This is a genomic window from Mycobacterium sp., assembly GCF_032159565.1.
GTDB lineage: Bacteria > Actinomycetota > Actinomycetes > Mycobacteriales > Mycobacteriaceae > Mycobacterium.
In genome coordinates this window covers 19,995-44,237 of sequence record NZ_JAVHWR010000125.1, presented here as the reverse complement: position 1 = coordinate 44,237, position 24,243 = coordinate 19,995, and the positions used below count along the sequence as shown (strand labels likewise).

Below are 24,243 nucleotides of genomic sequence, written 5' to 3'. Positions count from 1 at the left end.
TGTAGGTCAGAAGTGTCGCGTTGGCGAGTGGTATCTGTGTGATCGCGAAGAACAACGCATACCAGCACGCGGTACCCGTTGCCGCCCGCAGGATGTGAAGCCCCAGCTTGGTGGTCCGTTGTGACGACCAGCCGCCCCGCAACGCCACCGGGATCACGAAGATCAGGCAGATCAGGTTCTGGAAGAGCAGCAGGACTCCGGTCGAGGTGTACTGACCGGACACCTTGGCGAGTGTGCCCACCAGCGCGACGCAGAAGAACGCCGCGGTGGTTAGGGCTGCTCCCAGGACGAGGTTCTCGGGTCTGCGGCCCACGCCGATCCCGGACGTCTCCCCGTCACTCACTGGCCGGCTTCCTCGAGGGCGGCTTTGACGTCCGCCTGGGTCTTCGCCAAGAAGGTCTGAAACTCGTCACCGATCATGAAGGTGGTGGTGAACTGACTCCGCTCCGCGATCTGGTTCCACGTGGGTGACTTCACCATCTCGCCGAGCACCTTCTGCCAGTACGCAACAGCGAACTTCGGCATGTCCGGGGCACCGTAGAGACCTCGCCAGTTCGAGAGGGTGACATCGAGGCCCTGCTCGCGGGCGGTCGGAGCGTCAACACCGGGCAACCGTTTCTCGGCCAGCACACCAAGCGCCGCAAGGCCTCCCGACTTCACCAGGTTGATGAACTCGCTGACTCCGCCAATGGCCACGCCGATGTCGCCCTTGAGAAGCGCAGCGCTTTGGTCACCGCCTCCTTCATGCGTGACGTACCTGACAGATGACGGGTCTCCGCCTGCCGCAGACACCAGCAGGTCGAAGGGGGCCTCGTCGTCGTGGGCGGCGCCGACCGCGACGCGCGCGGGATCCGACTTGATTGCCGTCATGACGTCACTGAGGTTCTTGAACGGGGAACCGGGGCCGGTGACGACGACGAAATACTCCGTCATCAGACGGGCGATCATGGTGACGTCGTCGTACCCGTACTTTGACTTACCGCGAAGCTGGTTCATCATCATCGACAGGGACGTGACCGAAACCTGATCGTCAACGCCCTTGTACCGCTCAACCATGGTGGCCAGAAAGTCGGCGCCGCTGGCACCCGGCCGATTCTGCACCGGCAGCGGCACGTCGACGATCTTCTCCTTCTGCAAGGCTTCGACGACCGAGCGGATCGTGAGATCGAATCCACTCCCCGGATTGGCTCCGGCCGTCATCGTTACAGGGCCCGACGGATAGCCGTCTCCGTGGGAGGTTCGCCCGGAGTCCGCACAACCCGTCAGGATGAGCGAAGCAGCCAGCATGGCGCCGATCGCGGATTTGATCATCATGGGCTGTGCGCTCCTGGCTCGTATAGGTCGGCGACGTTCCCGGGCCTGCGATCCACGGCGATCGGGCGCGTCTGCACGTCACTCATGACATGCGTCAGGGAAGGGCAACCGGCATGGTCGCTTCCACCGACGGGTTGGTGACTTCGGGCTGGTGGAACTTGGCATTCATTCGGTTGGTCTCGCGCTCCAAGACGTTGTTGAGCATTCGGGGCGCGACGACATCCAGCGCTCGAAGCGCAAGTGCCTTGCGGGGTGCGATGCGGATCGGTCTGGTCTTGGCGGCGGTCACCATCCAGTCGGCGGCCTCCTCGGCGGTGAGCGCAGGCAAGCCATCGTAAGCGCGGGTGGGGGCGATCATCGGCGTCGCCACCAACGGGTAGTAGATGGTGGTGGAATGCACCCCGAGATGGCCCCACTCGGTTTCGATGACTCGGCCCACCGCGCTCAGTGCGGCCTTGGAGGCGTTGTAAGCGGCGAACATCGGCGACGACTCCGGCAGCACGCGCCAGGTGGCGATGTTGATGATGTGTCCGTCGCCGCGTTCGATCATTCCGGGGGCCAGGCCCCTGATGAGTCGCAGTGGTGCGTAGTAGTTCAGCTGCATGACGCGCTCGATGTCGTGCCAGCGTTCCAGCGACTCGGCCAGCGGCCTGCGGATGGATCTGGCGGCGTTGTTGATCAGAATGTCTACCGGGCCAACAAGATCGACCAACTCGTCGATCTGATCGAGGTCGGACAGGTCCACCGGTATGGCGGTTGCACTGCCGCCGCAGGCGACGATCCGCTCGACAACCTCCGTCAGAAGGGTCTCGCGACGTGCCACCGCGATGACCGTCGCGCCTTCGGCGGCGAGTTTCTGCGCGGCAACCGCCCCGATTCCCGAGGACGCACCGGTCAGCAAGATCCGCTTACCCCGCAGATTCATCGCCGTGCGGGCCGGCCATCGCGGTATTGGCCGCATTCCAGCCAGTCGTGCAGCCTTTTTGATGCTCGCGATCACAAACTGCGCTCCTGCTCCGGTCGGCACACGTAGGCGTCCGCTAATAATCTATGGTGCTTCCCCCACGCCCGGAGCAAATTTGCGTATTCGTCAGAAAGATTGTGATGAACAGCTCATGAGGTTGGTGTCGAGTTCGTCCGGAAGGCATCCGCGCGTTGACACCCGACGGCGGCTCCCTCGTGGTGTCACTCCTCGCGAAAAACCTACTGGGGGTCCCGAACACCGGTTCGGATCCAGGTGTGGCCGGGTCGGTTGAGGGTATGGCCGTAGTGGGGGAGCAGCCAGCCAGCCCGCTTGAGGCGCTACCTAGCAACGGAGGAACCCATGCCCAACATGCGACGGCTACACGGCCGAAGAATCGCCGTCCTGGCGGCCGACGGCTTCGAGAAGGTCGAGTTGACGATACCGATGCGTGCGTTGCAAATGACAGGCGCGCATGTGGATGTCATTTCCCTGCGGCACGGCCGGATACGGGGAGTGAACCTGCACATGCCTGCCACGCGGGTCGGTGTGGACAAGACGATCGGGGAGGCCGATCCGGCTGACTACGACGGTCTGCTGTTGCCGGGCGGATTCATCAACCCCGACCTGCTGCGGCAGTCCGCGGAGGCACGGCAGTTCGTGCGCGAATTCGCCAACAGTGACAAGCCCATTGCTACGCTGTGCCACGGTCCGTGGGTGCTGGCGTCGGCGGGGCTGCTCGACGGGCGGACTCTCACGTCATGGCCCGGCATCCGCGACGATCTGGTGAACTCCGGCGCCACCTGGCTCGACCGAGAGGTCGTCAAGGACGGAAACCTTGTCACCAGCCGCGGGCCCCAGGACATGACATCCTTCGTCCCCGCCATGATCGACCACTTCGCGGACACCGCGCCGGAGCCACGGGCCGCAGTACCGGGCCAGGTGTCGGATCCGCAGATGAGCTCGCCTGTCAGTTGGGCCGTCGCCGCCCTGCGATGGTCCCCCAAGCCGTCCATACCGGGCGCACTTGCGGGTCTGATGGCAGGTGCGCGGCTGTCACCGAAATCACCGCTGCGAAAAGTCTTGTCCTGAATCAGCCGGTGTCTGTGAAGTAGCGCCTCGGCAGACAGCGCGCCCAGCGTTCAATACTGCCGCCCGCGCGGCTGCTGGAACGCGTAGGTTGCCGCTTGGGTGCGGTTGTGGACGCCCAGCTTGCCCAGGATGGCGTGGACGTGGTTGTTGACGGTTCGTTGGCTGATGAACAGCGTGTTGGCGATGCCAGCATCGCTATGACCAAGGGCGAGCAGTTCGAGGATTTCGCGTTCACGTTGGGTCAAGCCGTAGGGATGGCAGCGGGTGTCTGCGCGGTGCGGCCGCACGCTCGCACCCCGCAGTCTCGCAAGGCGTTGGCGTGCTCGGTCTACGGCGGCGCGCGCACCCAATTGCCGGAAGGTACGCAGGGCGGACTCCACGGCGGGAATGTCACCGCCAAGTTGCGCGATCGCCGCGTCGTATGGACAGCCGCGACGGATCCAGCTGTCGCTGGCCGCCTTCCAATCGCCGGTGATTTCCAGGTCATACGGAGCGGCAGCGCCTGGGGCCGTCGCCGTCGCGGGTGAGCCGGCGAGGTGCGCCCAGCGGAGCAGGTGTCCGAGCCACGGGTCATGGTGTGCGCGAGACACCTCTAGACCTTTTTCAGCTTCGGCTCGGGCGGTCTGGTCGTCGCCCGCAAGCCAGGCGACTTCGGCACGCGCGGCCCACACCGCCCCGATACGGAAGAGATCATCTGCCTCTCCAGCGGCCAGAGCCTCATCCAGCAATGACATGACGGGCTGCTGATTACGGCGTGCCCGGACGAGTGCCAGCGAGATCAGTGGCCAAATCCGGTGCAGTGGGCTGAGATTCGGCCGGGTGAGGATGTCCTCGGCGGTCGCAATTGCGCGAGCCCACTCCCCGCGATACACGTCGACGCGCGCTCCAGCGCCTGCGACGAGCACCTCGAAGATGTCGAGACGCTTCTCTCGACAAAACCCGATCGACTCGCCAATGTAGCGCTCAGCGCGGTCAACATCGGCATGCACGGCCGCGGTCCAGCAGATGATCGCGCTACTCAGGCCACCGAGTTCTGCCATCCCCCTGCTACTCATCGCCTCGCGCCACTCCGTCTCAAGCTGATCCCAACCTCTGTCCGTACCACGCACGGTTCTGACGGCGGCATGCATGCGAGCCGGAAGTCTGATGCTTGTCTCGCCCAGGTGATCGGCCACGTCGCCCGCTCGCGCCGCGTACTCCGTGGCCGTCGGATCGCCGTAGCGGTATGCCGCCAGTTGGGCGAGGTTTACCAATGACCAAGCCAACTGCGTTGTGGCTCCTAGAGGTTCGAGGAGCCGAAGCGACATATGCGCGGCCTCAGCGGCCGCAGTGGTATCGCCCAACGTAGACAGCATGTTCGACAGCCAGCGCAGATCGTCACCTTCGGCGAGGTGATCACCGAGATGGCGGCGCAACGTGATTGCCTCACGCCAGGAAGCCGCTGCCGCACTCACGTTTCCAGACAAGTAGCACGAGAAAGCGTGCCGTTCGAGCCAGGGGACCTTGTACCGATCGGGTGTGGATCCGGCGTGGCGCAGCGAAAGCGCATAGAGTTCGGCGGCATCTGAGTGTGCACCCATTGCCGCGGCCCGCTTGGCCGCGGCTGGGCCGTAACGCACAACCGCGATGTCGTCACCGGCCTGTTCAGCGTGTAAGACCAGAGAAGCCAACGCATCCGGGTCAATCGGTGGTTCGGCAAGTGCGTCCAGCGCCAGCCGATGCGTGACCCTGCGATCGTAGTCAGGGATTTGTTCAAGCGTCGCCTGCCGGGCCAGCTCGTGTCGGAAACGCACACATTCACCGTCGGCGACCAGCACGCCGGCACGCACGCATTCGCCCAAACCAGCCGCTATGCCCGGGCGCAGCTTCTCCAAAAACTGCGGGTCGGCGAGCGGACCGCAAACCGCCGTCGCTTCCGCGGCTTCCCGGCCAGGCACTGATAGTCGCGCCAAGCGGCCCCTTACAGCTTCGGCCACGCCGCGGGGCAAGGTGCCTACCTTCGACGCATCCGTGCTGCACGCGAGGACTTCGGTTAGCAAGAAGGGGTTACCCCCGGTGATCCGGTGCAGCTGCTCGGCGTTGACACCGCTACCGGCGGCGAAGTACTACGACCACACGCCGCCGACTGCGACGCGGCAGTCATCGCGTCAGCGTCGTGGAGCTCCGGGCAGCGGAAGCGGGTTGGAGAAAGCGGCGCAGGGCCCTAACAAGTCGGGCTGGAACAGTTTCGCCGCGACGCAACCTCCGTCCACGCCGGGGTTCTGTGCGGTAACCGTGCTGGCGACGAGGTCGCGTATCTGCCCGTAGAGGTTGGTGGTCGCCGTGGTGGCCAAGCCGGCTGCGACGTCATACATCGTCATACCTGTTCCTGGTGCTGGCTGACTGCCGCGCGCCGTGTCGGGCCCGTCCTTGTTCAACGCCGAGTGGCACTCTGGAAAACCGGCCGGCGGCCCCGCCGGGGGACAACCGTCGAGCGGGAATTGCTTGGAGAACAGCATATTGAAGTATCCGGTGTGGAGATCGGCGGGGAAGTTACCGGGATTACACGTCGGGAAGATCGAGGGAGCCAGCCGGTCCGGCTGCCCCGCGGCGATGTTGTCCTCGACCCAATTGGAATGTGCGTAGAAATCTTGCTGCGCGTGCGCGAGGGCGCCGAAAGCGGCGCGGGCGGCCGGTCCGTTCGCCAATACGGTGGCGCCTGGGCCGACGGGCCGCGACCCATTCAGGATGACCGGCGAAAGAATGCTCCACGCCTGCTGCGCACGGGCACATATGTCGGCGGGATTCTTAGCGTTGTCGATATGACGCCACTGGTCGGTTGCGAACGAGTCACTTCCCATCGCGCCACTCCCCGGCGGGGGTCCGTTGAGTATCTGAAGGACCGCAACCTCGTTGACCTGATCGGGCGGCAGCGCACTGCGGGTGATGCTTGCGTGATTCTGGATGTAGAAGGCCTGCGCGCTCGGTGCGGCCCAGCAGCAGAAGGCGCCAATGAGGCAGGACACTGCGACTATGGCCCACGAGGCCGTTGTCGGTCGCCATGAAAAAGTCATCGGAACTCCTAGCCGGTGCCGACAGCTCGGCACGCTGTACAACTGCTACGGGTCCCCAACCGCCGGATTTATTCCCCCGAACGGATCAAGATAAACGCCTCGACGCACATTGTTATTGACCCGTGGCATGCCAGCGGTCGGCGCTCGCTCTGCTGCGGCGGGACTCTTGATCTGGGAGTGATCGACCCTGCGCGGCAGGTCGACGCCTGGGCTGTCACTCTCCTCGTTGTCGGGTTTTGCCCTGCCTGCGAACCGTCTTCGAAAGCATTGAATTCCCGGACGGCGGCAGCATCAAGTACCGCGAGTTGAAGGCGACCCAGGAGCGCCGTGCACCTCCTGCGCGCCGAGTGCGCCCCCCTGCACCGTTGGGCGCGACCCCGTCGTCCAGCCACCGCGCCACCACCGCAGAGTCGGCTCCGCCCCCGGACCGCTGGGCATCCGAGTCCGACCATCGCGCACTGCGTGAGAATCCCCGGCCAACATTCATACCGGGCCCGGGTTTTCGTGCTCGTAGTAGTATTCGCCCAGGCCGCCGTTGCGCACTGCAGAGCCGCGGTCATGCGCTCAGCAGTGGTGGCGGTGTCGATGTAGTAGTTGATCGACCACCGCTTGAGCTTAGAGATTGTCAACAACGGCCCAATCACTGACAACCGATGGATGCGCGCACGTGCTGCGCCACAACTCTTCCCGCGCCCTTGTGCAAAGGTGCCGTGCAGACATATGGATTGAGCGGATAGCTGGAAGACGGTTGAGAATGTCAGCGATGACTGTGGTTCCGGATGGTAGAGGCACGCGTGTGGGGGACTGCGAGAGGCGAGAATCGTAAGAAGACTAGGTAATTAATGAGTTAAGAACGTAGAGATGCTGCGCCGGAGCTAGCCCGTGTTGCACAGCAGCCCCCGAGGGTTGGGTGAGGGGTGCACGCGATTTCAGCCGGCTATTCGGTGCGTAGTGCTGTGGGCTCTAACACGATCTCTATGCGTCCTGTGTCGACGTCGTAAACCAGTCCGGAGGCTAGGAAGTCGCTGCCATGCAGCGACTCCATGATCACCTCGACGTCGGCGCGCATGGAGGCAATAGGGTCAGTGACCGCCTTCGACGGGAGCTGCTGGGTGGGGATTTCGAAGTACTCGGCGAGCAGGTCGGGATAGGGCGCCAAGTCGGTCATACCGCAATCGGTGTGATGCAGAATGACGAGGTTCCATGTGCCAGGGACGTGGGTTTCTGCGTTGGCTTGTCCGACCTTGCTCAGCATTGCCATCGTGCGCAGAGTTGCTGAGGTGATCCGGCCGCGGAGTTTGCCGCTTCGGGCCTCCGCGCCTCACATCTCGGCGCGGGAGCGCACCTCGCGCCTCAGATCGATGACCTGCTTCTCCAGGTCGATCACCCCCTTGACGCACATCGCGCTTAGAGCGATGAGCTTGACGATCGCGGACCAACTCTTGTTTTTGCCGGAGAAGGATTCGTCAAGCTGCTCGAACTTTTCGACGAGCTCCTTACCGACCACCGATTCGGGATCAAGAGCTATCCGTCTGATTCTGCTGAACGGCGAGAAATCCGGGATTTCTTCGAACTCGGGCTCCATGTTGCGAGCGTAGCCCGGTCGCTGGTACACCCGGAGTCGATCTCCCCACGACCTGGGCGAGCAGCAACTGGTTTTCGAAGCTCAGCGATGACGGGGCGGATATAACCGCCCTCCTCCGTACAGGTGCGGTTTTTGGCCGCTAATGTGGGTAGAGAGAATCAATCCGTAACTTTGCTCCTTCAGAACTTGGGAGTTGTTCTCGTCTTGTGCTGCTCGAGACAGCCGGCAAGTCGGGAACGCAAATCGCGGCTGAAAAGGTTTGACGGACGATGGCCATTACCGATGTCGCTGAATACGCTCATCTCAGCGTCGCAGACCTGGATGCACTCGCCGCCGACCTGGAGGCGATCCGCCGTGATGTTGAGGATTCGCTTGGCGCTAAAGACCGGGCCTATATCCGTCGCAGCATCGCTTTTCAGCGCGGCCTCGAGATTGCCTCGCGGCTCGTGATCGGCCTGAGCAAGGGCAAGGTCGGATGGGTGCTGGGAACCACAGCGCTGGCCGCTGCGAAGAGCATCGAGAACATGGAACTCGCTCATAACATCGGCCACGGCCAGTGGGACTGGATGAACGACCCGGAAATCCACTCGAGTACCTGGGAGTGGGACATGGTCGGCCCGTCGTCGCAGTGGCGCTACTCCCACAACTACCGCCACCACGTCTTCACCAATGTTGTCGGCATGGACGAGGATCTCGGGTACGGAGTCATGCGAGTCACACGCGACCAGACGTGGAAGCCAAGTCATCTGACACAGCCGCTGCGAAACCTGCTGATGGCGCTCACCTTCGAATGGGGCATCGGCCTGCACGACCTGTACTCCGAGAAGCTGCGCGCAACAACCGACGCGGACAAATCAACGCACACCAAAGCGTTCGCCCGCAAGATCGCCCGCCAGGCCGGCAAGGACTATGCGCTCTATCCGTTGCTCAGTGGGCGGCGGTGGCGGCGCACCGTCAAGGCCAATGTGACCGCCAACTTGCTGCGCAATGTTTGGGCCTACGTGGTGATCTGCTGCGGGCACTTCGCGGACGGCGCCGAGAAATTCACTCAGGCCGCGCTGAAGGACGAGGCGAAGCCAGAATGGTACTTGCGCCAAATGCTGGGTACGGCGAACTTCAACGCGGGGCCGGTAATGGCGTTCCTGAGCGGAAACCTCTGCTACCAGATCGAACATCACCTCTTCCCTGATCTTCCCAGTAACCATTACGCAGACATCGCTCGGCAGGTAAAAGCTGTGTGCGTCACCTACGATCTGCCCTACACCACTGGCCCGCTGGCCCGCCAATACCTGCTCACGCTGCGGACGATCATGAAGCTGGCTCTTCCGGATCGTTTTCTCACTGCCAATTCCGACGACGCACCTGAAACAGCGTCCGAGCACAAGTTCCGGCAGATCGAAAACGCGCGGCCCCCAAAGGGCGGCGTTGCGCCGAGCGTGCTGGAATCCCGGCTCTGATGCATGCGGCGATTTCACTGCGGATGGTGTCCGTCATCGTCGTGGCGCAGGCTGTGCTTATCGGAATGGTGTACTGGGGTCGCGCCGAGACGGGTGGCCGCCCAGCGTAAATCGGTGCGGTTAATGCCCTGACGCCATGGCCGGCTCTCGGTGATGCTACTGCCGGAGTCGCGGTCAGATGGGCAGCTTGACAGGGTATACCTTATGGCTGCCAACGAGGCCTTTGAGATCGACCTCGCGTGGGTTGCAGAGTTGGATGTCGAGCACCCCCTCAATTGCATCCCGAACCGAATCGCTGACGAGGATCTCGCCACCATTGGCGTGTCCCGCCACTCGCGCCGCCAGCGCAACGTTGCGGCCGAACAGATCGTCTCCGCGCCTGAGCAAGGTGCCCATGTGGATGCCGATTCGGACCCGGATGGCCCCCCAGTTGTCAGGCTTTTCGCGCAGAGCCCGTTGCACCTCGATACTGCAGAGGACGGCTTGACCAGGATCGCCAAAGGCGATCATGAATCCGTCGCCCTGATTTTTCACCACATGGCCGCCGTGGTCGTCGACGAGCTTGCATACGAGTTTGTTGTGCCGCTCAAGCACTTTGACCCATCCTCGATCACCCAGCGCCTCGTTCTGCTCGGTGGAACCCTCGATGTCGGAGAAGACGATCACGACGTGGCCGTCGGCGGTCAGTCTGGCGAGATCGGGACGCTCGACCTGGGCCCAGCCGGCAAGGTCCTCGATCGAGTTTCGGACGGTGGCGCCGATGCCCTTTTTCATCACCGAATCAGCCGTCTGCCAAGCCGTCCTGATCGCGAAAGGCGCGGGCCCGAGACGTCGTCGACGACGGGGGCTGTCTTGTCGGCTGCGTTGAAGTTCGCGTCGTGTTCCCTTCAGCTGGCGCCGCGCCACGATGAGCAAGACTCCTAGGGCCATGATCCCGGCGAGTTCGACGATGGCGACCGTCATCCAGATGGGCACACTCATTGTTCGATCACTGCTGCGAAGGCCCATATCATTGGCCGATTATGATGGCTGGACCGCGCGTGGTGCCTGCGGCCATGCGAAGTCTCGAATGCGGGCCGCTTGAGCAAACCCTGGCTAGCAATCCCAAGCCGACGTCGATGCCACTTCTAACGTGCGGTGGCAGGTGCAGGATTCAACCTGCGTAGGCGTAAGCCGACGGATCCATAGTCATCGCCGAGGTTTGCGCCGAGTTTCGGCTGACCGCGTTCATTCTGGTATCGAACTCTGCTAACCCCAAATTCTCGCTGTGCCGCAAGGTATCTCGCGCCCAGCTGGCAGGTAGCCGGAACTAAAGATTGACTTGCGGAGGTTTGCGAGAGATCAGCGTATAACCCTGGCTGCGGGTACGGCGCTGGGATAAGATCTGTCCCAGCTAACGTTGCTAGTCCGTGACAAGTTGACTAGCCCTGCTCCGACAGCAAGGTAGCGCGGGAGTTTAGGTAGCGTAGAGCCGATGGATTTGGGCAATGAGAGAGCTAGGGCCGCAGCCGAGTGGCCCGGCGTTGCATCACATGAGCATCTCGAGGCTGTCACACGCCCCTTAGTGCCTGGCGACGACCCGTTCTATCAGCCGCCGCCGGGCTTCGAAGACGCAGAACCCGGTACCGTCCTGCGCTCGCGCGACGTACAGCTGGCTTTCCTCGGGTTGATTCCGCAGCGCTTCCACGCTACCCAGCTGCTCTACCGGACGACCGACATGAACAACGAACCGTTGACCACCGTGACCACGGTGTTGGCGCCGGCCGAGCGCAGTCCGGAAAGGCCCTGTCCGATCGTGTCCTACCAGTGCGCGATCGACGCCATGGCCGACCGCTGCTTTCCCTCCTACGCGTTGCGCCGCCGCGCCAAGGCCGCCGGCGCGCTTGCACAATTCGAATTGCTGCTCGTCGCCGCCGTACTGGCCGAGGGCTGGGCGGTGTCGCTCCCCGACCACGGCGGCCCGCACGGCCTTTTTGGGGCTCCCGTGGAGCCTGGATACTGCGTACTCGACGGCCTGCGCGCCGCACTCAACTTCGCACCGCTCAAGCTCTCCAAGTCCGCACCCATCGGCCTGTGGGGATATTCGGGCGGCGGCCTGGCTACCGCGTGGGCCGCCGAGATGTACGCCGGATATGCACCAGAACTCAACATCGTCGGCGCCGTGCTGGGCTCACCGGTCGGTGATCTTGAAAACACCTATCACCGTCTCAACGGCAAGTTCTTCTCTGGACTGCCGACCATGGTGGTGGCCGCGCTGATGCACACCTACCCCGACTTCAAGAGGGTGATCGAGGAACGGGTGACGCCTGAAGGTCAGGCGATGTTCCACCAGCTGAAAACCATGACCACTGCCCATGCGGTGACGCGGCTGAGGAAAAAGGACATGGCGACGATGCTCGACCGCCCGCTCGACGAAATTCTGGCCATGCCCGAGGTTCAACACGTCTTCGACAACATCCGACTCGGCGTCGCGGCACCGACTATGCCGGTGCTCATTGTGCAGGCGGCCCATGACCGAATCATCTCGGTGGACGACATCGATGCACTCGCAGACAGCTATACCGCCGGAGGAACCGACGTCACGTATCACCGGGACAGGTTCTGCGAACACATCCTGCTGCATCCGATGTCGTCACCCATGACGCTGAGATGGTTGGGCGACCGCTTCGCGGGCCGACCTCCGCACCTGCACCGGAGACGGACCACCTGGCCCACTCTCTTCAACCCGTCCACCTACCGCGGCATGGCCCGCCTAGCCCGGATCAGCGCCAAAGTAATCACCGGACGACCTGTCGAGCGCCGCCCGCTCTCTCAGTTCGACAAGTAGGCCTTTCCCCTAGAATGTTCGACGAGACTGCAACATGGTCCTCGGGTGCCGATGAGCCGCTCCTTTCCGCCCAGCCCACGCCAGCACCGCGGTCAGGACCACCGCGTGCAAAGTCGGACGAGAGGACTTCATCGCTGCTCCTCACGGCCCAGGTAACAGCCTGATCACGCCAAGGGTCGACCCCTAGTGTCGTGGCGACTGGAATCATGAACTGAGTAACGACTAGCGTGCGGGCAGCTCGACAACCAGACCCGCGCCCCATGCGCGCTTCATCAGTCCCATCGCGTCTATGTGCATGGCGGCGTCGAACTCGGGACGGGACATCAGATCTCGTACGTAACACAGCACCTGCTCGGCGACGATTCCTCTACTCCGCCCACCCAGCCGATGAGTCGAGCACCCACGCCGACCGGATCAACGGTTGCATGGACGTGTGTTCCTGCACCTGTTCGAGCTCCACAGTCACCGCGCACGGGGGGTCGAGCCGCAACCGGAATCGCGACCGGACCTCGACCTTGCCGCGGTAGCGGACGATCTGTTTCGCTAACCGCACGTCTACCCATAGCGCGATTGGGACGGTGATGATTTGGCGCCAGTAGTCGTCAACACATTTCTCGACGCGGACCTGACCGCGCGTTCCCCGCCATTGCCGACGCGACCCCTCCCGGGCCGACTTCAAGAGGGCCGATGATGAGCTGATCGCCAACTAGCCGCGCCACCACCTCGCCAACCCTGTCTGGCGGCGCCGCCGCGAGCAGCACGCGGCGAGTGAACTGTCCGGGGGTTAACTCACCCACGGGCCTTTCCTGTCCGAGCGGGCTGACTGTCGGCTACTCGCGCCCAGGCCTATGATCTCCGGCGTCGTCGCGTTTGCCGTGGAACATTTCCTTGGCTTCATCGACGGAGTGAGTGGCGATGTCGATTGAGTTCTTGACGATGCGGCCGATCCCACCAGCAACATCGCCCCTGGCGATGTCAGTTCCGTCTTTTACGTTCTCCGACGACTTATCGACGGCTTCATCGCAATGTCCCTGACCGAAGCAAGCCGGTCCTTCTCATTTTCGCCCATGAGGGTCCCCTACTCTTTGATCGGTGTTCCCGCGCCGCGTCCGGCCAAACGTAGCTGGGGATGAGCGGCCTCGACCATCGCGGACACCGTCGGGCAATCCACGACTACCAGTGCACGGCTCCATGGCTGTTTCCGCGATTCGATCGACCGTTCACCGCCTCGATCAGCCGGCGCTCCCACTGTGATCCAGAGATGCGCCAGTGCGTCTTTCACACGCCAAGTGCTGAGGTGGCAGGTGCAGGATTCGAACCTGCGTAGGCGTAAGCCGACGGATTTACAGTCCGCTCCCATTGGCCGCTCGGGCAACCTGCCTGGTGCGAGTAGCCAGGGTACAACGAGGATGCACCCGGAACGAAAACGGCCGAGCCGGCACCGCGTCGAGATCGACGTTTTGGCGCATTCCACTCGCACTTTCCCTGCGAAATGTCGGTTTGGGCGCCGTGGGATAGTACATACGAGCAGCCGCAACGAGAGGGGATGCATGCCATGGCGGATTCGAGCTTCGACGTCGTCAGCAAGGTCGAGCACCAAGAAGTCGACAACGCACTGAACCAGGCCGCCAAGGAGCTGTCCACCCGCTTCGACTTCCGCGGCACCGACACCCGCATCGAATGGCAGGGTGAGGAAGCGATCACGATCACCTCGTCCACCGAGGATCGGGTCAAGGCCGCCGTCGACGTCTTCAAGGAAAAGCTGATCCGCCGTGACATCTCGATGAAGGCCTTCGACGCGGGCGAGCCGCAGGCCTCAGGTAAGACGTACAAGGTCAGCGGCAGCATCAAGCAGGGCATCGACAGCGAGAACGCGAAGAAGATCACCAAGCTGATCCGGGATGAGGGCCCCAAGGGCGTCAAGGCTCAGATCCAGGGCGACGAGGTTCGCGTCAGCTCCAAGAAGCGTGACGACCTTCAGGCCGTCATCGCCCTGTTGAAGAACGCCGACCTCGAGGTCGCGGTGCAGTTCGTCAACTACCGCTAGCTCAGCAGCTGGTCGGTGACGTTCAGGCTGGAACCGTCCCGGTGCTCGGACATGTTGCGGCACTCACCGAACACGTGCACGTAGCCGTCTTCGCGCGCGACCGGATTCTGGCCGATGACCGCGAACACCGTGTCGGTGTGGATGACGGTGCCGAACGGATTCTTGCCCGGCGGCGGACCGTCGTACCAGCCAACACCCTGCTGCACCATCGTCTGCGCGATCTGCTCGAAGTACTTCTTCGGGTCCGTGTCGTCCGGAATCCGGAAGCCCATCTCGAGCCTGCCGCGATACGGCGGCTTACCCTGGTCGTTGCAGGCCTCGAATCCGACGCCGCCGCTGACCTCCTGTAGCCCCGCGACCTTCACGATCGCCTTGCCCGGGTCGACCACCTGCTTGACGGTGTCCGCATCCGAAAACGTCTCCACCGCTGCCGGTGGTGGCGGCGTGGAGGACTCCTCGTGGTGGGGCCGCATCGTGCACCCTCCTAACACGACGGCGAGCCCGAGGATCGCCGCACAGGATCGAAAACGTCTAGAAGGCATGGTCTTTGGTCACCGACTCCGCTGGACGACCGGCTTCGGGATCGAGGTACGCAGGCGAACCCGGTATATCGAAGCCTACGGGCGGCAAATCGATCTTTCCGCCGAACGGCAGGTCGATCTCGGTCGGCAGGTCGACGTGCGGCTGATGACGGCCATCGGCGAGCAGCCCTTCGTCGCCGAGCTCGCCGCTTTCGCCGGTGGCGATGTACGTCATCGCGCGCAGCGACTCGCCGCCCATGTCGTAGTAGTGCGAGTGGTCGTTGGTGTCGAGCCCCTCGCGCCCGGCGACCTCGGCGTCGAACCGGATCGAACCGAACTGGTCGCCGGCGGGATCGAGTCCGAGGCCCGCGTCGAGCCCTACCGGATAGCCGAGGGTCCGGTTCAGGTAGTCGTGCAGATACTCCGGCGCGGTGCCGATGTATCCGACCGGATCCGTCGACGCGGAGCCGACGTAGACGTGTCCGCCGTCGAGGTGGAAGTCGGCGGCGCTTCTGGCCACATCCGTTCCAGGACAACCCAACAGGACCGCGTCGTTGGCCTGCATGCCGGAGTGCGCGAACGCGTCGGCCACCGTCGTCGACCCGTAGGAGTGCCCGATCACGGTCATGTGCTGTTGAGGATGGTGGTGGGTGGTCCAGAGCCCGTTGACGTCGGCTGCCAACAGGTCGCCGCCGGCTCGCGCCAGATCCGGATTGGCGACGCGCGTGTCGGTGAAGCCGTCCGGTGCGTCGTAGCCCATCCAGGAGATCACCGAGTGGGTGTTGTCCGGGTCGGCCGCATTGGCCTGGTCCCACAGGTTCATGGCGTCGTTGTGGCCGTCGCTGAGCCAGCCGCCGTTCACGCTGCTGCCCGTGCCGGGCACGATGACCGTGGTGTGCTCGGCGTAGTCCGGGTTACCGATCGCGATCGCGGCGCGGCCCTCGCCGGTGTCGGCGAGCGGCTCGTACTTCCACAACATGACGGGCCGCTGCCGCGATGGGTCGGGGTCGTCGCCGCGCTGGTGGTTCAAACCCTGCTGGACCTTCAGCGCGTTGTGGTAGCGGGTGACGTCGTTCGTCGAGAGACCGTAGAAGGCCGGGTCGGCCAGCACTCGCTCCGTCGACGCACCGTGCTCGGTGGCGGTGTCGGTGATCCGGTTCAGGTCGTCGGTGAGCACCTGCTGGTTGATCGTGTCGCGCGCCGCCGCGGGAATACCGTTCAGATTGCCCAACTCTGGGGGATGTTCCGCGATCAGCCGCTCACGGTCCTTCTGGCTCAACGACTTCCACCATTGGTCGACGTCCTCGGCGTTGGCATCCGGCGTCGGCAGCGTGATCGGTCGCGCCTCCTGCGGTACGTCGACGACGTCGTCGGCCTGGTCCATCGCCGCGGCCAGCTGCTGATCGACGGTATTCGCCTGTGCCAAAACCTGTTGCAGCGCCTGCTGCAACACCTCCGCGTTTCCCCAGTCGTTCGGTAGGGCCATTGACGGCAGGGCCGGGCGTACCGTGGCCGCGATCGGATCGACCACCATGGCGCAGTCGCGTGCCATGTTCAGCACCAATTGCAGATTGTCCTTGACGATCGCGACATTGACCGCCGCCGAGTCGGCCGAGCGCGCCGCCGCCAATGCCGCGTCGGCGTCTCTCATCAACGCCCGGCGCGTCTTCTCGAGCGCTTGCCTGGCCTCCTCGGAACCCGGGCCGGTCCACTCCGGGAACTTCGGCAGGCTGTCTGCGACATCGATCGACGTCTGTGCGCGCGTGCGGGCGGCGTCACTCACCGCGCGCACGGTGCCAGGGTCCCATCGCTGGACGTCCTCGACCGTCAACGACATGACCGGCCTACAGGCTGGTTGGGTCCAGCGAGGTCATCATGTCGCGGTTGTCGTCCTCGGTCTGGGCGTAGGCCGCCGCGACGCTCGCCAGAGCGTCGGCCTGCGAGGTCAGCACCTGATGCAGCTCTGTCGTCGTGGTCCGCCAGCGCTGTGCAGTGGAGTCGATCGATCGCGCCGACCGCCCGACCAGGCCGGGCTGCGCGCCGTCGGCGGTCGCCGGCGATGACCCGTGGCCGGCCCGCAGCCGGTCGGCGTCGCCACGGAGGCGCTCGGCGGCATGCGCCAACTCCTGCGGATCCACCTTGATTGGTTGAGGCACGGGGAGCCTTTCTGCCAGCCGGCAACCGACGCTACCAGCGCCGCAGAGGGGTCAAGCGCACCAATTTCGGCACGCAGCTAACTTCTGCGGTGCGGGCCACGCAGTTTCTCAACTGCCGGTGAAACGGCCTGCGTCGGCAATACGCTACAGACCATGGCACCTGCTCAACGCGAACCCAAAGTCGTCGTACTTGGTGGAGGCTCCTGGGGCACCACCGTCGCTTCCATCTGCGCTCGGCGTGGACCGACGCTGCAGTGGGTGCGCTCCGAGGAGACGGCCGCCGACATCAACGAGAACCATCGCAACACCAAGTATCTGGGCGACGAGGTCGAGCTGGCGCTGACGCTGCAGGCCACCACCGACTTCTCCGAGGCGGCCGAGTCTGCCGACGTCATCGTGATGGGGGTGCCGTCGCACGGCTTCCGCGGCGTGCTGACCGAACTCGCCAAGGAGCTGCGGCCGTGGGTGCCGGTGGTGTCGCTGGTGAAGGGCCTCGAGCAGGGCACGAACTACCGGATGAGCCAGATCGTCGACGAGGTGCTGCCCGGCCACCCCGCCGGCATCCTGGCCGGCCCGAACATCGCCCGCGAGGTCGCCGAGGGCTACGCCGCCGCCGCCGTGCTCGCGATGCCGGATCAGCATCTGGCGGCCAATCTCGCAAACCTGTTCCGCACCCAGCGATTTCGGACGTACACCACCGACGACGTCGTCGGGGTCGAGATGGCTGGCGCGCTGAAGAACGTATACGCCATCGCCGTCGGGATGGGCTACTCGCTGGGCATCGGCGAGAACACCCGCGCCATGGTGATCGCCCGTGCGCTACGGGAGATGTCGAAGCTGGGCGAGGCGATGGGCGGGCACCGCGACACCTTCGCGGGTCTTGCGGGCATGGGCGACCTGATCGTCACGTGCACGTCGCAGCGCAGCCGTAACCGCCATGTCGGCGAGCAGTTGGGCGCAGGCAAGACGATCGACGAGATCATCGATTCGATGAACCAGGTCGCCGAGGGCGTGAAGGCAGCGAGCGTGATCATGGAGTTCGCAGGCGAGTACGGGCTGTCAATGCCGATCGCGCGTGAGGTGGACGGCGTCGTCAACCACGGCGCCACCGTCGAGGACGCCTATCGCGGGTTGGCAGCCGAGAAGCCAGGGCACGAGGTGCACGGCTCGGGGTTCTGAGCTAGTTGAAGTAGGGGTTCGTTCCCTCGGGCCGGTCGACCAACGGATTGACCTCGCCCACAATCCAACTGGCCCCGGGGCTGACGACGAAGCCCGCCTGGTTCTGGCTGTCAACGCACGCCGTCGTGGTGCCGTCAGCGCCACAACTCAACGTCTGGAACGACAGTCGCGAACCGGCCGGAAGCGGTTTGATGTCCCCGGCCACCGCGAAAGGATTGCCGCCGGCGTTGGCGAAGCCGGGCACCTGGCCGATCCTGCCGCTGACCAGAGATGCGCCTTCCGGCGCGCCGGGAAGGGCACCGAAGCAGCCGTATCCGCCGTTTCGCTGGATCATGCACGTCAGCCCGTCGGGTGTGGTGAACCCGTACGCCTGATTGCTCAGCACCGCGTAGTCCGAGGGCTTCACCGCTGCCCAGGCATTGACGTTGGGTGGCGGTGGCGCCGGCGGCGGCTCAGTGGGGTCAGCCGCGGCGATCGCCGGACCACTGACCATGGCCGCTACCGCGACACCCACGAGGAACGTTCTGCTGCGCATCGGCACAGCTTAGATGGTGCAGAAGTGAACAGCAGAGCTTCTAACCGAAGGTGTAGCTGCCTCCGGGGCTGATCACGAAGCCCGACTGGTCAGCGGTGTTCAGGCAGCTCGTGACGACCCCGTCGGTGCCGCAGCTGACGGTGCGGAAGCTCAGCCGGGTGTTCGGCGGCAGCGGCTTGGCCCCATCCACCACGCCGTACAGCGGCCGGTCGGTGCTGGCAAAGCCCGGCGATCCCTTTGCCGCACCGGTAACCACGTTGGCGCCGCCCGGCGCCGCGGGGATGGGGCCGCTGCAGCCGTAGCCGCCGGACTGCTTGTCCAGCACACACGTCACGCCGTCCGGCGCGGAGAACGCGTACCAGGCGCCGTCCTGCACCGAATACTCCGATGGCTTGGCCGACGGGAAGGCGTTGATATCGGGCGTGGGTGGCGGATCGGCCGCAGCGATGCCGGGCATGCTCAAAAACGTCGCCCCCGCGGCCACCATCACGCCGACCAGAATTCTGTTCAGCACGTTCTACACCCTAAACGGTGGCTTGGGCGTGCGCAGCGCACGCCTTCACCGCCGGGCTCAGTACCGATCCGGCCCGCGGCCCGCCATCTCCTCGAGCCTGCGGATCCGGTCCTCGATCGGCGGGTGCGTGGAGAAAAGCTTGCCTATCCGCTCGCCCGCGCGGAACGGGCTGGCGATCATCAGGTGCGCCTGATCGGCCAGTTGCGGCTCGGGCGGCAGCGGCGCCTGCTGCACACCAGCGCTGATCTTGCGCAGCGCCGACGCCAGCGCCAGCGGGTCGCCGGTCAACTCGGCGCCGGACTGGTCAGCCTGGTACTCCCGCGACCGCGAGACGGCCAGCCGGATGATTGTCGCCGCGATCGGGCCGAGCAGCGAAACCAGCAGAATCGCAAAGGGATTCGTGCCGCCTTCGCGGTTCCCGCCGAACATGCTGGCGAAGAACGCGAGGTTGGCAAGCGCGGTGATCACCGACGCCATCGCGCCTGCCACACACGAGATCAGGATGTCGCGGTTGTACACGTGCGACAGCTCGTGGCCGAGCACCGCACGCAGTTCCCGCTCGTCGAGGATCTGCAGGATGCCGGTCGTGCAGCACACCGCCGCATTGCGCGGGTTGCGACCGGTGGCGAATGCGTTGGGGTTGGCGGTGTCGCTGATGTAGAGCCGCGGCATCGGCTGATGCGCGGTGGTCGCCAGCTCGCGGACGACCTTGTACATGAAGGGCGCCTGCACCTCGGTGACCGGCTGCGCGTGCATTGCCCGCAACGCCATTTTGTCGCTGTTGAAGTAGACGTAGACGTTCATGCCGATCGCGAACAGCACGGCCAGGAACATGATGTTCCTGCCGAACATTGCACCGACGGCCACGATCAGCCCCGAGAACAACGCCAGCAGAAAGAAAGTCTTGACCGTGTTGGCACCTGAATGCCAGCTCATCAGCGTCCTCCGGTGTCTATTCGCTCCTCGCGTGCGCTAGAAGTCTTCGCTTACCCAACGCTCGACCGGCATTCGCGGGTTCCTCAGCCGTGGCGATTGATCGTGTAGTCGACCAGCGAAGCCAACGCCTGCCTGCCGGGCCCTTCGGGGAGGTTCGCCAGTTCGTCGCGGGCCTGCTTGGCGTATCGGGCGACGGTCGCCTTGGCGTGAACGATGCCCGGTGACGTGCGCAGCAGATTCAGCGCCTCAGCCAGCTCGGCGTCGTCCTCGACCGGGCCGGCCAGCAGTTCGCGCAGCCGGTCGGCGTCCGGGCCCGTTTCACGCAGGGCATAGAGCACCGGCAGCGTATGCACACCTTCGCGCAGGTCGGTGCCGGGCACCTTGCCGGACTCGTCGGGGTCGCTGTCGATGTCGATGATGTCGTCGGAGATCTGGAACACCGTCCCGACGATTCCGCCCAGCCGGCTCAGCCGCTCGATCTGTTCCTCGCCGGCGCCGGAGAAGGTGCCGCCGAAGCGGCCGGACGCCGCGATCAGGCAGGCCGTCTTCTCGTACACCACCTTCAGGTAGTGCTCGACGGAGTCGACGTGGTCGGCGGCGCCGCGGGTCTCCCGCATCTGGCCGGTGACGAGCTGAGCGAAGGTCTCGGCGATGACCCGCACCGCGTCCGGACCGAGGCGCGAGACCAGCCGCGAGGCCGTCGCGAACAAATAGTCGCCCGCAAGGATCGCGATGTTGTTGCTCCACCTAGCGTTCGCGCTGGGAGCGCCGCGGCGCACCTGCGCCTCGTCCATCACATCGTCGTGGTAGAGCGTGGCCAGGTGCACCAGCTCGATCACGGCGCCTGCGACGGAGACCTGCCAGTTGTCGGGGTCGGGGCCCAGCTGAGCGGACAGCACGGTGAACAACGGGCGGAAGCGCTTACCGCCGGCCTGGAACAGATGCTGCACGGCCTCGGCCATCAGCTCGTCGGCTTTGCCCAGCTCAGTGGACATCAAGTCCTCGATGCGGGCGACGCCTTCGCGGACCTGCTGCGCAAAGGCGGGGTCGCCGAAGTCCACGCCTGCGACCACACTCGCCGGTGTCCTCACCCTCCCAACATACTGGGAAGCATGAACACCAGAGCTGACGTGGTCGTCGTCGGCGCAGGACCCGCGGGCTCGGCCGCGGCTGCGTGGGCGGCCCGCAACGGCCGCGACGTGCTGGTGATCGACTCCGCCCAGTTCCCCCGCGACAAGGCGTGCGGCGACGGCCTGACCCCGCGGGCGATCGCCGAGATGCAGCTGCTGGGCCTCGGGCCGTGGCTCGAGGGCCGCATTGCGCACCACGGGCTGCGGATGTCCGGCTTCGGTTCTGACGTCGAGATTCCATGGCCGGGGCCGTCGTTTCCGGCAACCAGCAGCGCTGTGCCCCGAACCGAGCTCGACGACCGCATTCGGATGGTCGCGGTCGACGAAGGTGCGAAAATGATGCTGGGCGTCAAAGCCGTGTCGTTTCAACGTGATTCAGTCGGGCGGGTGTCATCGGTGCTGCTGGATTCCGGCGCGGAGGTCGGCTGCGAGCATCTGATCGTGGCCGACGGTGCGCGCTCCACTCTGGGTCGCGCCCTCGGTCGGGAGTGGCACAAGGAGACGGTGTACGGCGTGGCGATTCGCGGATACATCGCGACGCCGCGCGCCGGCGAGCCGTGGATCACGTCGCATCTGGAATTGCGGTCGCCGGAGGGCGAGGTGCTGCCGGGCTATGGCTGGATCTTCCCGCTGGGCAACGGCGAGGTGAATATCGGCGTCGGTGCGCTGGCGACCTCGAAACGGCCCGCGGATGCGGCACTGCGGCCGTTGATGTCGTATTACGCGTCATTGAGACGTAAGGAATGGGGCTTTGAGGGTGAGCCGCGACTGGGTTTGTCCGCGCTGCTGCCGATGGGTGGTGCGGTGTCCGGGGTGGCCGGGCCGAACTGGATGCTGATCGGGGATGCCGCGGCCTGCGTCAACCCGCTTAACGGCGAGGGCATCGACTACGGGTTGGAGACGGGCAGGTTGGCCGCGGAGATGCTCGGATCGGGCGATCTGACGGCGGCGTGGCCGGCACTGCTGCAACAGCACTACGCACGTGGGTTCTCCGTCGCCCGTCGGCTGGCGCTGCTGCTGACGTTCCCGCGCTTCCTGCCGGCGACGGGTCCGATCGCGATGCGGTCCACTTTCTTGATGAACCTCGCGGTGCGGGTGATGGCCAACCTCGTCACCGACGAGGACGCGGACTGGGTCGCGCGGGTGTGGCGGGGTGCGGGCGCCGGGTCGCGGCGCCTCGACCGTCGGCCGCCGTTCTCGTAACTCCGCGAGCGTGCGTGTCTGTCTGCTCCGCGAGCGTGCGTGTCTGCTCCGCGACACGCCGCAGGAAAGCGGCGGAACGTGCACGCTCGTCGAAGATGAACGTGTGACCGTCGCCGTGTACCGAGCGCCGATGCGGTCGCGTCGCGGTGACGTCGACCCAGCGGAGGCGATCGAGCGGGCGCTGGCTCGCGGGCTCTGTGGATTCGGCGGCGCTGGCGAGGCGACAGCGGACGACCGTCTGGGCCGCCGCATCGCGCGATTCCGTGATGTCGTCGACGGTTCGTTGGTCTGGACCCGCGATCCCGACGGGCTGTACTGGCTTGGCCGCATCGACGGCGCGTACTTCTACGATGACGATTCGGCCGCTGCGGCAGTCGATTTGGTTCATGTGCGGCCGACGTGCTGGCTGGCAGAGCCGTTGCTCGAGCCTGCGGTGCCCGCGGCGGTCGTCGCCACATTTCGACGGGGCGGCCGCAACTTTCAGCAGACGCACGATCGCACCGTCGGCGTCGAAAGCCAGCGGCTTTGGGACGAGCTCAACTAGCCGCGAGCGTGCGCGGTTCGCCACAAACTTGCGGCGTGTCGTGTGCAAACACGCCCGCTCGCGGGGCTAGGCGGCTCGCGGGGCTAGGCGGCTCGCGGGGCTAGGCGGCTCGCGGGGCTAGGGGCTTGGCGATTAGGCGAGGGACTTCGCGAAGCCGCTGACATCGCGGATGGTAGCCGCGAAGACCTCGGGCAGAAAACCGCCCAGCAGCACGTCGCAGCCGTGGCCGGTGCCTACGACTATGCGGCCGACTGCGGGCACCCCCGCGCGGACCAGCCTGCGGTAGTAGAGCAGTCCCTCGTCGCGCAGGGGGTCGATCTCGTTGACCGAAATGATATGCGGCGGAAGGCCACTGAGCTCCTCGTCGGTCGCCCACCCCGCGTAGCAGGCCGCGTCGCGCGAGTGCTCACCGGTTGGGTCGTACACGGTGCCCGCGAGTCCCATGATCTCGCGGGTGAGGAAGTACCCGTCATACTCCTTCAGCGAAGGCAGCTCGTCTGGCTGCTCGTACCAGCGGCCGGAAAGAAACGGGCACTGGGCATAGGCGCCCGCGATCTCATTAAGCCAGCCCTCCCGTTTGGCCTTGTGCACAGTGGTGAGAGTCAAGTTGCCGCCGCCGGATTCACCGCAGGTGATGAGGTGGCTGATGCCGAGATCCGTGCGGTTGGCATACGCCCATCGGATGGCGGACGCACAGTCGTTGAGCCCAGCGGGATATGGGTGCGGGCCGAGCCGTCCGCCAGCGTTACGGAATTCCACGCCGACGACCACAAGCCCTGTGGCGGCCAGGTTTTCGCGTGCCCGCGTGTAGCTCGTATCGGTCACGCTGTTGATGGCCATGCCGCCACCGTGGAAATGCACGACGCCCGGCAGCTCGCCTCCGGCCGGAATGGGATGGGTGATGTACAACGCGATGTCGTTGCCCTCGACGCCGGTGATGGTCGTCGTCATGGTCGCGACGCCCGTGGCAATCGGCAGGTTTTGCGCCAACGCCTCGATCACGGCGCCCATCCGCTTTTCCGTCGCCGCGACGGTGGCCAGCCGGTCCTCCATCGGCGAATCGGGAGTCACCGGCGGTACGGGCATGTGGCCGTCGAGCCCGAAAGGCGCCAGCGCCTTGACCATTCGGGGATCGGCCCGCGGATCGGTGCCGATGGTGCAGTGGGGATCCGCCAGGCGGCCGTACATC

The 24,243-nt window shown here is 64.9% G+C and carries 25 protein-coding genes and 1 tRNA gene; 7 read left to right on the top strand and 19 right to left on the bottom strand.

The window, feature by feature from the left end; genetic code table 11:
• The 3 genes from QOC76_RS15775 to QOC76_RS15765 all read right to left on the bottom strand — a co-directional run.
• Window positions 1-343, bottom strand: a 343-nt coding sequence (locus tag QOC76_RS15775; protein WP_526357920.1) for an EamA family transporter, incomplete at its 3' end; no start/stop codon positions are given.
• Window positions 340-1,314, bottom strand: a complete 975-nt coding sequence (locus QOC76_RS15770) for a tripartite tricarboxylate transporter substrate binding protein (protein ID WP_526357918.1) — start codon at window positions 1,312-1,314, stop codon at window positions 340-342. The genes QOC76_RS15770 and QOC76_RS15775, both read right to left, overlap by 4 nt.
• A gap of 94 nt (window positions 1,315-1,408) precedes the next feature.
• Entirely contained in the window at window positions 1,409-2,314 is a 906-nt protein-coding gene (locus QOC76_RS15765) for an SDR family oxidoreductase (protein WP_526357916.1), read from the bottom strand.
• Between the two features lie 324 nt (window positions 2,315-2,638).
• Here QOC76_RS15765 and QOC76_RS15760 point away from each other — a divergent pair, with 324 nt between their 5' ends.
• Window positions 2,639-3,367, top strand: coding sequence for a type 1 glutamine amidotransferase domain-containing protein (locus tag QOC76_RS15760; RefSeq protein WP_526357914.1), 729 nt, complete (start codon window positions 2,639-2,641; stop codon window positions 3,365-3,367).
• A 50-nt stretch (window positions 3,368-3,417) separates the two neighbouring features.
• Here the strand turns inward: QOC76_RS15760 and QOC76_RS15755 are convergent, their stop codons facing one another.
• The 4 genes from QOC76_RS15755 to QOC76_RS15740 form a co-directional block, all read right to left on the bottom strand.
• Window positions 3,418-5,319 (bottom strand): helix-turn-helix transcriptional regulator, encoded by a 1,902-nt coding sequence (locus tag QOC76_RS15755; RefSeq protein ID WP_526357912.1) that lies wholly within the window; start codon window positions 5,317-5,319, stop codon window positions 3,418-3,420.
• Between the two features lie 195 nt (window positions 5,320-5,514).
• A complete protein-coding gene (locus QOC76_RS15750) occupies window positions 5,515-6,420 on the bottom strand; it encodes a hypothetical protein (RefSeq protein WP_526357910.1) in 906 nt (301 codons plus the stop codon).
• Between the two features lie 937 nt (window positions 6,421-7,357).
• A complete protein-coding gene (locus QOC76_RS15745) occupies window positions 7,358-7,681 on the bottom strand; it encodes a carbonic anhydrase (protein ID WP_526357908.1) in 324 nt (107 codons plus the stop codon).
• Between the two features lie 60 nt (window positions 7,682-7,741).
• Window positions 7,742-8,005 carry a hypothetical protein gene (locus tag QOC76_RS15740; protein ID WP_526357906.1) on the bottom strand — a complete coding sequence of 88 codons (264 nt, stop codon included), beginning with the start codon at window positions 8,003-8,005 and terminating at the stop codon, window positions 7,742-7,744.
• A gap of 269 nt (window positions 8,006-8,274) precedes the next feature.
• Here QOC76_RS15740 and QOC76_RS15735 point away from each other — a divergent pair, with 269 nt between their 5' ends.
• The gene (locus QOC76_RS15735; RefSeq protein ID WP_526357904.1) at window positions 8,275-9,462 is read left to right on the top strand and encodes a fatty acid desaturase family protein; all 1,188 of its coding nucleotides are present in this window, start codon (window positions 8,275-8,277) and stop codon (window positions 9,460-9,462) included.
• A gap of 174 nt (window positions 9,463-9,636) precedes the next feature.
• Here QOC76_RS15735 and QOC76_RS15730 read toward each other — a convergent pair whose 3' ends face one another.
• The gene (locus tag QOC76_RS15730) at window positions 9,637-10,443 is read right to left on the bottom strand and encodes an adenylate/guanylate cyclase domain-containing protein (protein WP_526357902.1); all 807 of its coding nucleotides are present in this window, start codon (window positions 10,441-10,443) and stop codon (window positions 9,637-9,639) included.
• 493 nt (window positions 10,444-10,936) lie between these two features.
• On the opposite strand from QOC76_RS15730, the gene QOC76_RS15725 reads away from it, so the two are divergent.
• Window positions 10,937-12,289, top strand: coding sequence for a lipase family protein (locus QOC76_RS15725; protein WP_526357900.1), 1,353 nt, complete (start codon window positions 10,937-10,939; stop codon window positions 12,287-12,289).
• Window positions 12,290-12,656: 367 nt separating this feature from the next.
• Here the strand turns inward: QOC76_RS15725 and QOC76_RS15720 are convergent, their stop codons facing one another.
• The 3 genes from QOC76_RS15720 to QOC76_RS15710 form a co-directional block, all read right to left on the bottom strand.
• Window positions 12,657-12,842: a hypothetical protein gene (locus QOC76_RS15720; RefSeq protein ID WP_526357898.1), complete on the bottom strand. Its 186-nt coding sequence runs from the start codon at window positions 12,840-12,842 to the stop codon at window positions 12,657-12,659.
• Window positions 12,843-13,119: 277 nt separating this feature from the next.
• Window positions 13,120-13,263, bottom strand: coding sequence for an Rv1893 family protein (locus tag QOC76_RS15715; protein WP_526357926.1), 144 nt, complete (start codon window positions 13,261-13,263; stop codon window positions 13,120-13,122).
• Window positions 13,264-13,587: 324 nt separating this feature from the next.
• Window positions 13,588-13,670 (bottom strand) — tRNA-Tyr (locus QOC76_RS15710).
• A gap of 174 nt (window positions 13,671-13,844) precedes the next feature.
• Here QOC76_RS15710 and QOC76_RS15705 point away from each other — a divergent pair.
• Window positions 13,845-14,336 (top strand): YajQ family cyclic di-GMP-binding protein, encoded by a 492-nt coding sequence (locus QOC76_RS15705; protein ID WP_526357896.1) that lies wholly within the window; start codon window positions 13,845-13,847, stop codon window positions 14,334-14,336.
• Here QOC76_RS15705 and QOC76_RS15700 read toward each other — a convergent pair.
• Genes QOC76_RS15700 through QOC76_RS15690 form a run of 3 tightly spaced genes read right to left on the bottom strand, consistent with a single transcriptional unit; the run spans window position 14,333 to window position 17,013 of the window.
• A complete protein-coding gene (locus tag QOC76_RS15700; RefSeq protein ID WP_526357894.1) occupies window positions 14,333-14,809 on the bottom strand; it encodes a lipoprotein LppJ family protein in 477 nt (158 codons plus the stop codon). The two genes, QOC76_RS15705 and QOC76_RS15700, sit on opposite strands and share 4 nt — an antisense overlap.
• Window positions 14,810-14,867: 58 nt before the next feature.
• Complete coding sequence (locus QOC76_RS15695; RefSeq protein WP_526357892.1) at window positions 14,868-16,694, bottom strand: alpha/beta hydrolase; 1,827 nt, start codon at window positions 16,692-16,694, stop codon at window positions 14,868-14,870.
• Between the two features lie 7 nt (window positions 16,695-16,701).
• Entirely contained in the window at window positions 16,702-17,013 is a 312-nt protein-coding gene (locus tag QOC76_RS15690; RefSeq protein ID WP_526357890.1) for a WXG100 family type VII secretion target, read from the bottom strand.
• Window positions 17,014-17,166: 153 nt separating this feature from the next.
• Here QOC76_RS15690 and QOC76_RS15685 point away from each other — a divergent pair, with 153 nt between their 5' ends.
• Window positions 17,167-18,192: an NAD(P)H-dependent glycerol-3-phosphate dehydrogenase gene (locus QOC76_RS15685; protein WP_526357888.1), complete on the top strand. Its 1,026-nt coding sequence runs from the start codon at window positions 17,167-17,169 to the stop codon at window positions 18,190-18,192.
• Between the two features lies 1 nt (window position 18,193).
• Here QOC76_RS15685 and QOC76_RS15680 read toward each other — a convergent pair whose 3' ends face one another.
• The 4 genes from QOC76_RS15680 to grcC1 all read right to left on the bottom strand — a co-directional run bounded on the left by QOC76_RS15680 (window position 18,194) and on the right by grcC1 (window position 21,268).
• Entirely contained in the window at window positions 18,194-18,727 is a 534-nt protein-coding gene (locus QOC76_RS15680) for a hypothetical protein (protein WP_526357886.1), read from the bottom strand.
• A gap of 40 nt (window positions 18,728-18,767) precedes the next feature.
• Complete coding sequence (locus QOC76_RS15675; RefSeq protein ID WP_526357884.1) at window positions 18,768-19,241, bottom strand: hypothetical protein; 474 nt, start codon at window positions 19,239-19,241, stop codon at window positions 18,768-18,770.
• 57 nt (window positions 19,242-19,298) lie between these two features.
• Window positions 19,299-20,177: a zinc metalloprotease HtpX gene (gene htpX, locus QOC76_RS15670; RefSeq protein WP_526357882.1), complete on the bottom strand. Its 879-nt coding sequence runs from the start codon at window positions 20,175-20,177 to the stop codon at window positions 19,299-19,301.
• Window positions 20,178-20,260: 83 nt separating this feature from the next.
• A complete protein-coding gene (gene grcC1, locus QOC76_RS15665) occupies window positions 20,261-21,268 on the bottom strand; it encodes a nonaprenyl/(2E,6E)-farnesyl/geranylgeranyl diphosphat synthase (protein WP_526357880.1) in 1,008 nt (335 codons plus the stop codon).
• Window positions 21,269-21,289: 21 nt separating this feature from the next.
• On the opposite strand from grcC1, the gene menJ reads away from it, so the two are divergent.
• Both menJ and QOC76_RS15655 read left to right on the top strand, forming a co-directional pair.
• Window positions 21,290-22,510, top strand: coding sequence for a menaquinone reductase MenJ (gene menJ, locus QOC76_RS15660; RefSeq protein WP_526357878.1), 1,221 nt, complete (start codon window positions 21,290-21,292; stop codon window positions 22,508-22,510).
• Window positions 22,511-22,640: 130 nt separating this feature from the next.
• Window positions 22,641-23,054, top strand: coding sequence for a GAF domain-containing protein (locus tag QOC76_RS15655; protein WP_526357924.1), 414 nt, complete (start codon window positions 22,641-22,643; stop codon window positions 23,052-23,054).
• A 132-nt stretch (window positions 23,055-23,186) separates the two neighbouring features.
• Here the strand turns inward: QOC76_RS15655 and QOC76_RS15650 are convergent, their stop codons facing one another.
• The gene (locus tag QOC76_RS15650; RefSeq protein WP_526357876.1) at window positions 23,187-24,242 is read right to left on the bottom strand and encodes an alpha/beta hydrolase; all 1,056 of its coding nucleotides are present in this window, start codon (window positions 24,240-24,242) and stop codon (window positions 23,187-23,189) included.
• Window position 24,243 lies beyond the last annotated feature (1 nt).

What these genes read in the sequence shown, in the direction of transcription:
- QOC76_RS15750 (WP_526357910.1), bottom strand. Translation starts at nt 6,420, where the DNA reads ATGACTTTTTCATGGCGACCGACAACGGCCTCGTGGGCCATAGTCGCA.
- menJ (WP_526357878.1), top strand. Translation starts at nt 21,290, where the DNA reads ATGAACACCAGAGCTGACGTGGTCGTCGTCGGCGCAGGACCCGCGGGC.
- QOC76_RS15770 (WP_526357918.1), bottom strand. Translation starts at nt 1,314, where the DNA reads ATGATGATCAAATCCGCGATCGGCGCCATGCTGGCTGCTTCGCTCATC.
- QOC76_RS15650 (WP_526357876.1), bottom strand. Translation starts at nt 24,242, where the DNA reads ATGTACGGCCGCCTGGCGGATCCCCACTGCACCATCGGCACCGATCCG.
- QOC76_RS15730 (WP_526357902.1), bottom strand. Translation starts at nt 10,443, where the DNA reads ATGAGTGTGCCCATCTGGATGACGGTCGCCATCGTCGAACTCGCCGGG.
- QOC76_RS15695 (WP_526357892.1), bottom strand. Translation starts at nt 16,694, where the DNA reads ATGTCGTTGACGGTCGAGGACGTCCAGCGATGGGACCCTGGCACCGTG.
- QOC76_RS15745 (WP_526357908.1), bottom strand. Translation starts at nt 7,681, where the DNA reads ATGGCAATGCTGAGCAAGGTCGGACAAGCCAACGCAGAAACCCACGTC.
- QOC76_RS15685 (WP_526357888.1), top strand. Translation starts at nt 17,167, where the DNA reads ATGGCACCTGCTCAACGCGAACCCAAAGTCGTCGTACTTGGTGGAGGC.
- QOC76_RS15680 (WP_526357886.1), bottom strand. Translation starts at nt 18,727, where the DNA reads ATGCGCAGCAGAACGTTCCTCGTGGGTGTCGCGGTAGCGGCCATGGTC.
- htpX (WP_526357882.1), bottom strand. Translation starts at nt 20,177, where the DNA reads ATGAGCTGGCATTCAGGTGCCAACACGGTCAAGACTTTCTTTCTGCTG.
- QOC76_RS15700 (WP_526357894.1), bottom strand. Translation starts at nt 14,809, where the DNA reads ATGCGGCCCCACCACGAGGAGTCCTCCACGCCGCCACCACCGGCAGCG.
- QOC76_RS15740 (WP_526357906.1), bottom strand. Translation starts at nt 8,005, where the DNA reads ATGGAGCCCGAGTTCGAAGAAATCCCGGATTTCTCGCCGTTCAGCAGA.
- QOC76_RS15655 (WP_526357924.1), top strand. Translation starts at nt 22,641, where the DNA reads ATGCGGTCGCGTCGCGGTGACGTCGACCCAGCGGAGGCGATCGAGCGG.
- QOC76_RS15760 (WP_526357914.1), top strand. Translation starts at nt 2,639, where the DNA reads ATGCCCAACATGCGACGGCTACACGGCCGAAGAATCGCCGTCCTGGCG.
- QOC76_RS15725 (WP_526357900.1), top strand. Translation starts at nt 10,937, where the DNA reads ATGGATTTGGGCAATGAGAGAGCTAGGGCCGCAGCCGAGTGGCCCGGC.
- QOC76_RS15705 (WP_526357896.1), top strand. Translation starts at nt 13,845, where the DNA reads ATGGCGGATTCGAGCTTCGACGTCGTCAGCAAGGTCGAGCACCAAGAA.
- QOC76_RS15735 (WP_526357904.1), top strand. Translation starts at nt 8,275, where the DNA reads ATGGCCATTACCGATGTCGCTGAATACGCTCATCTCAGCGTCGCAGAC.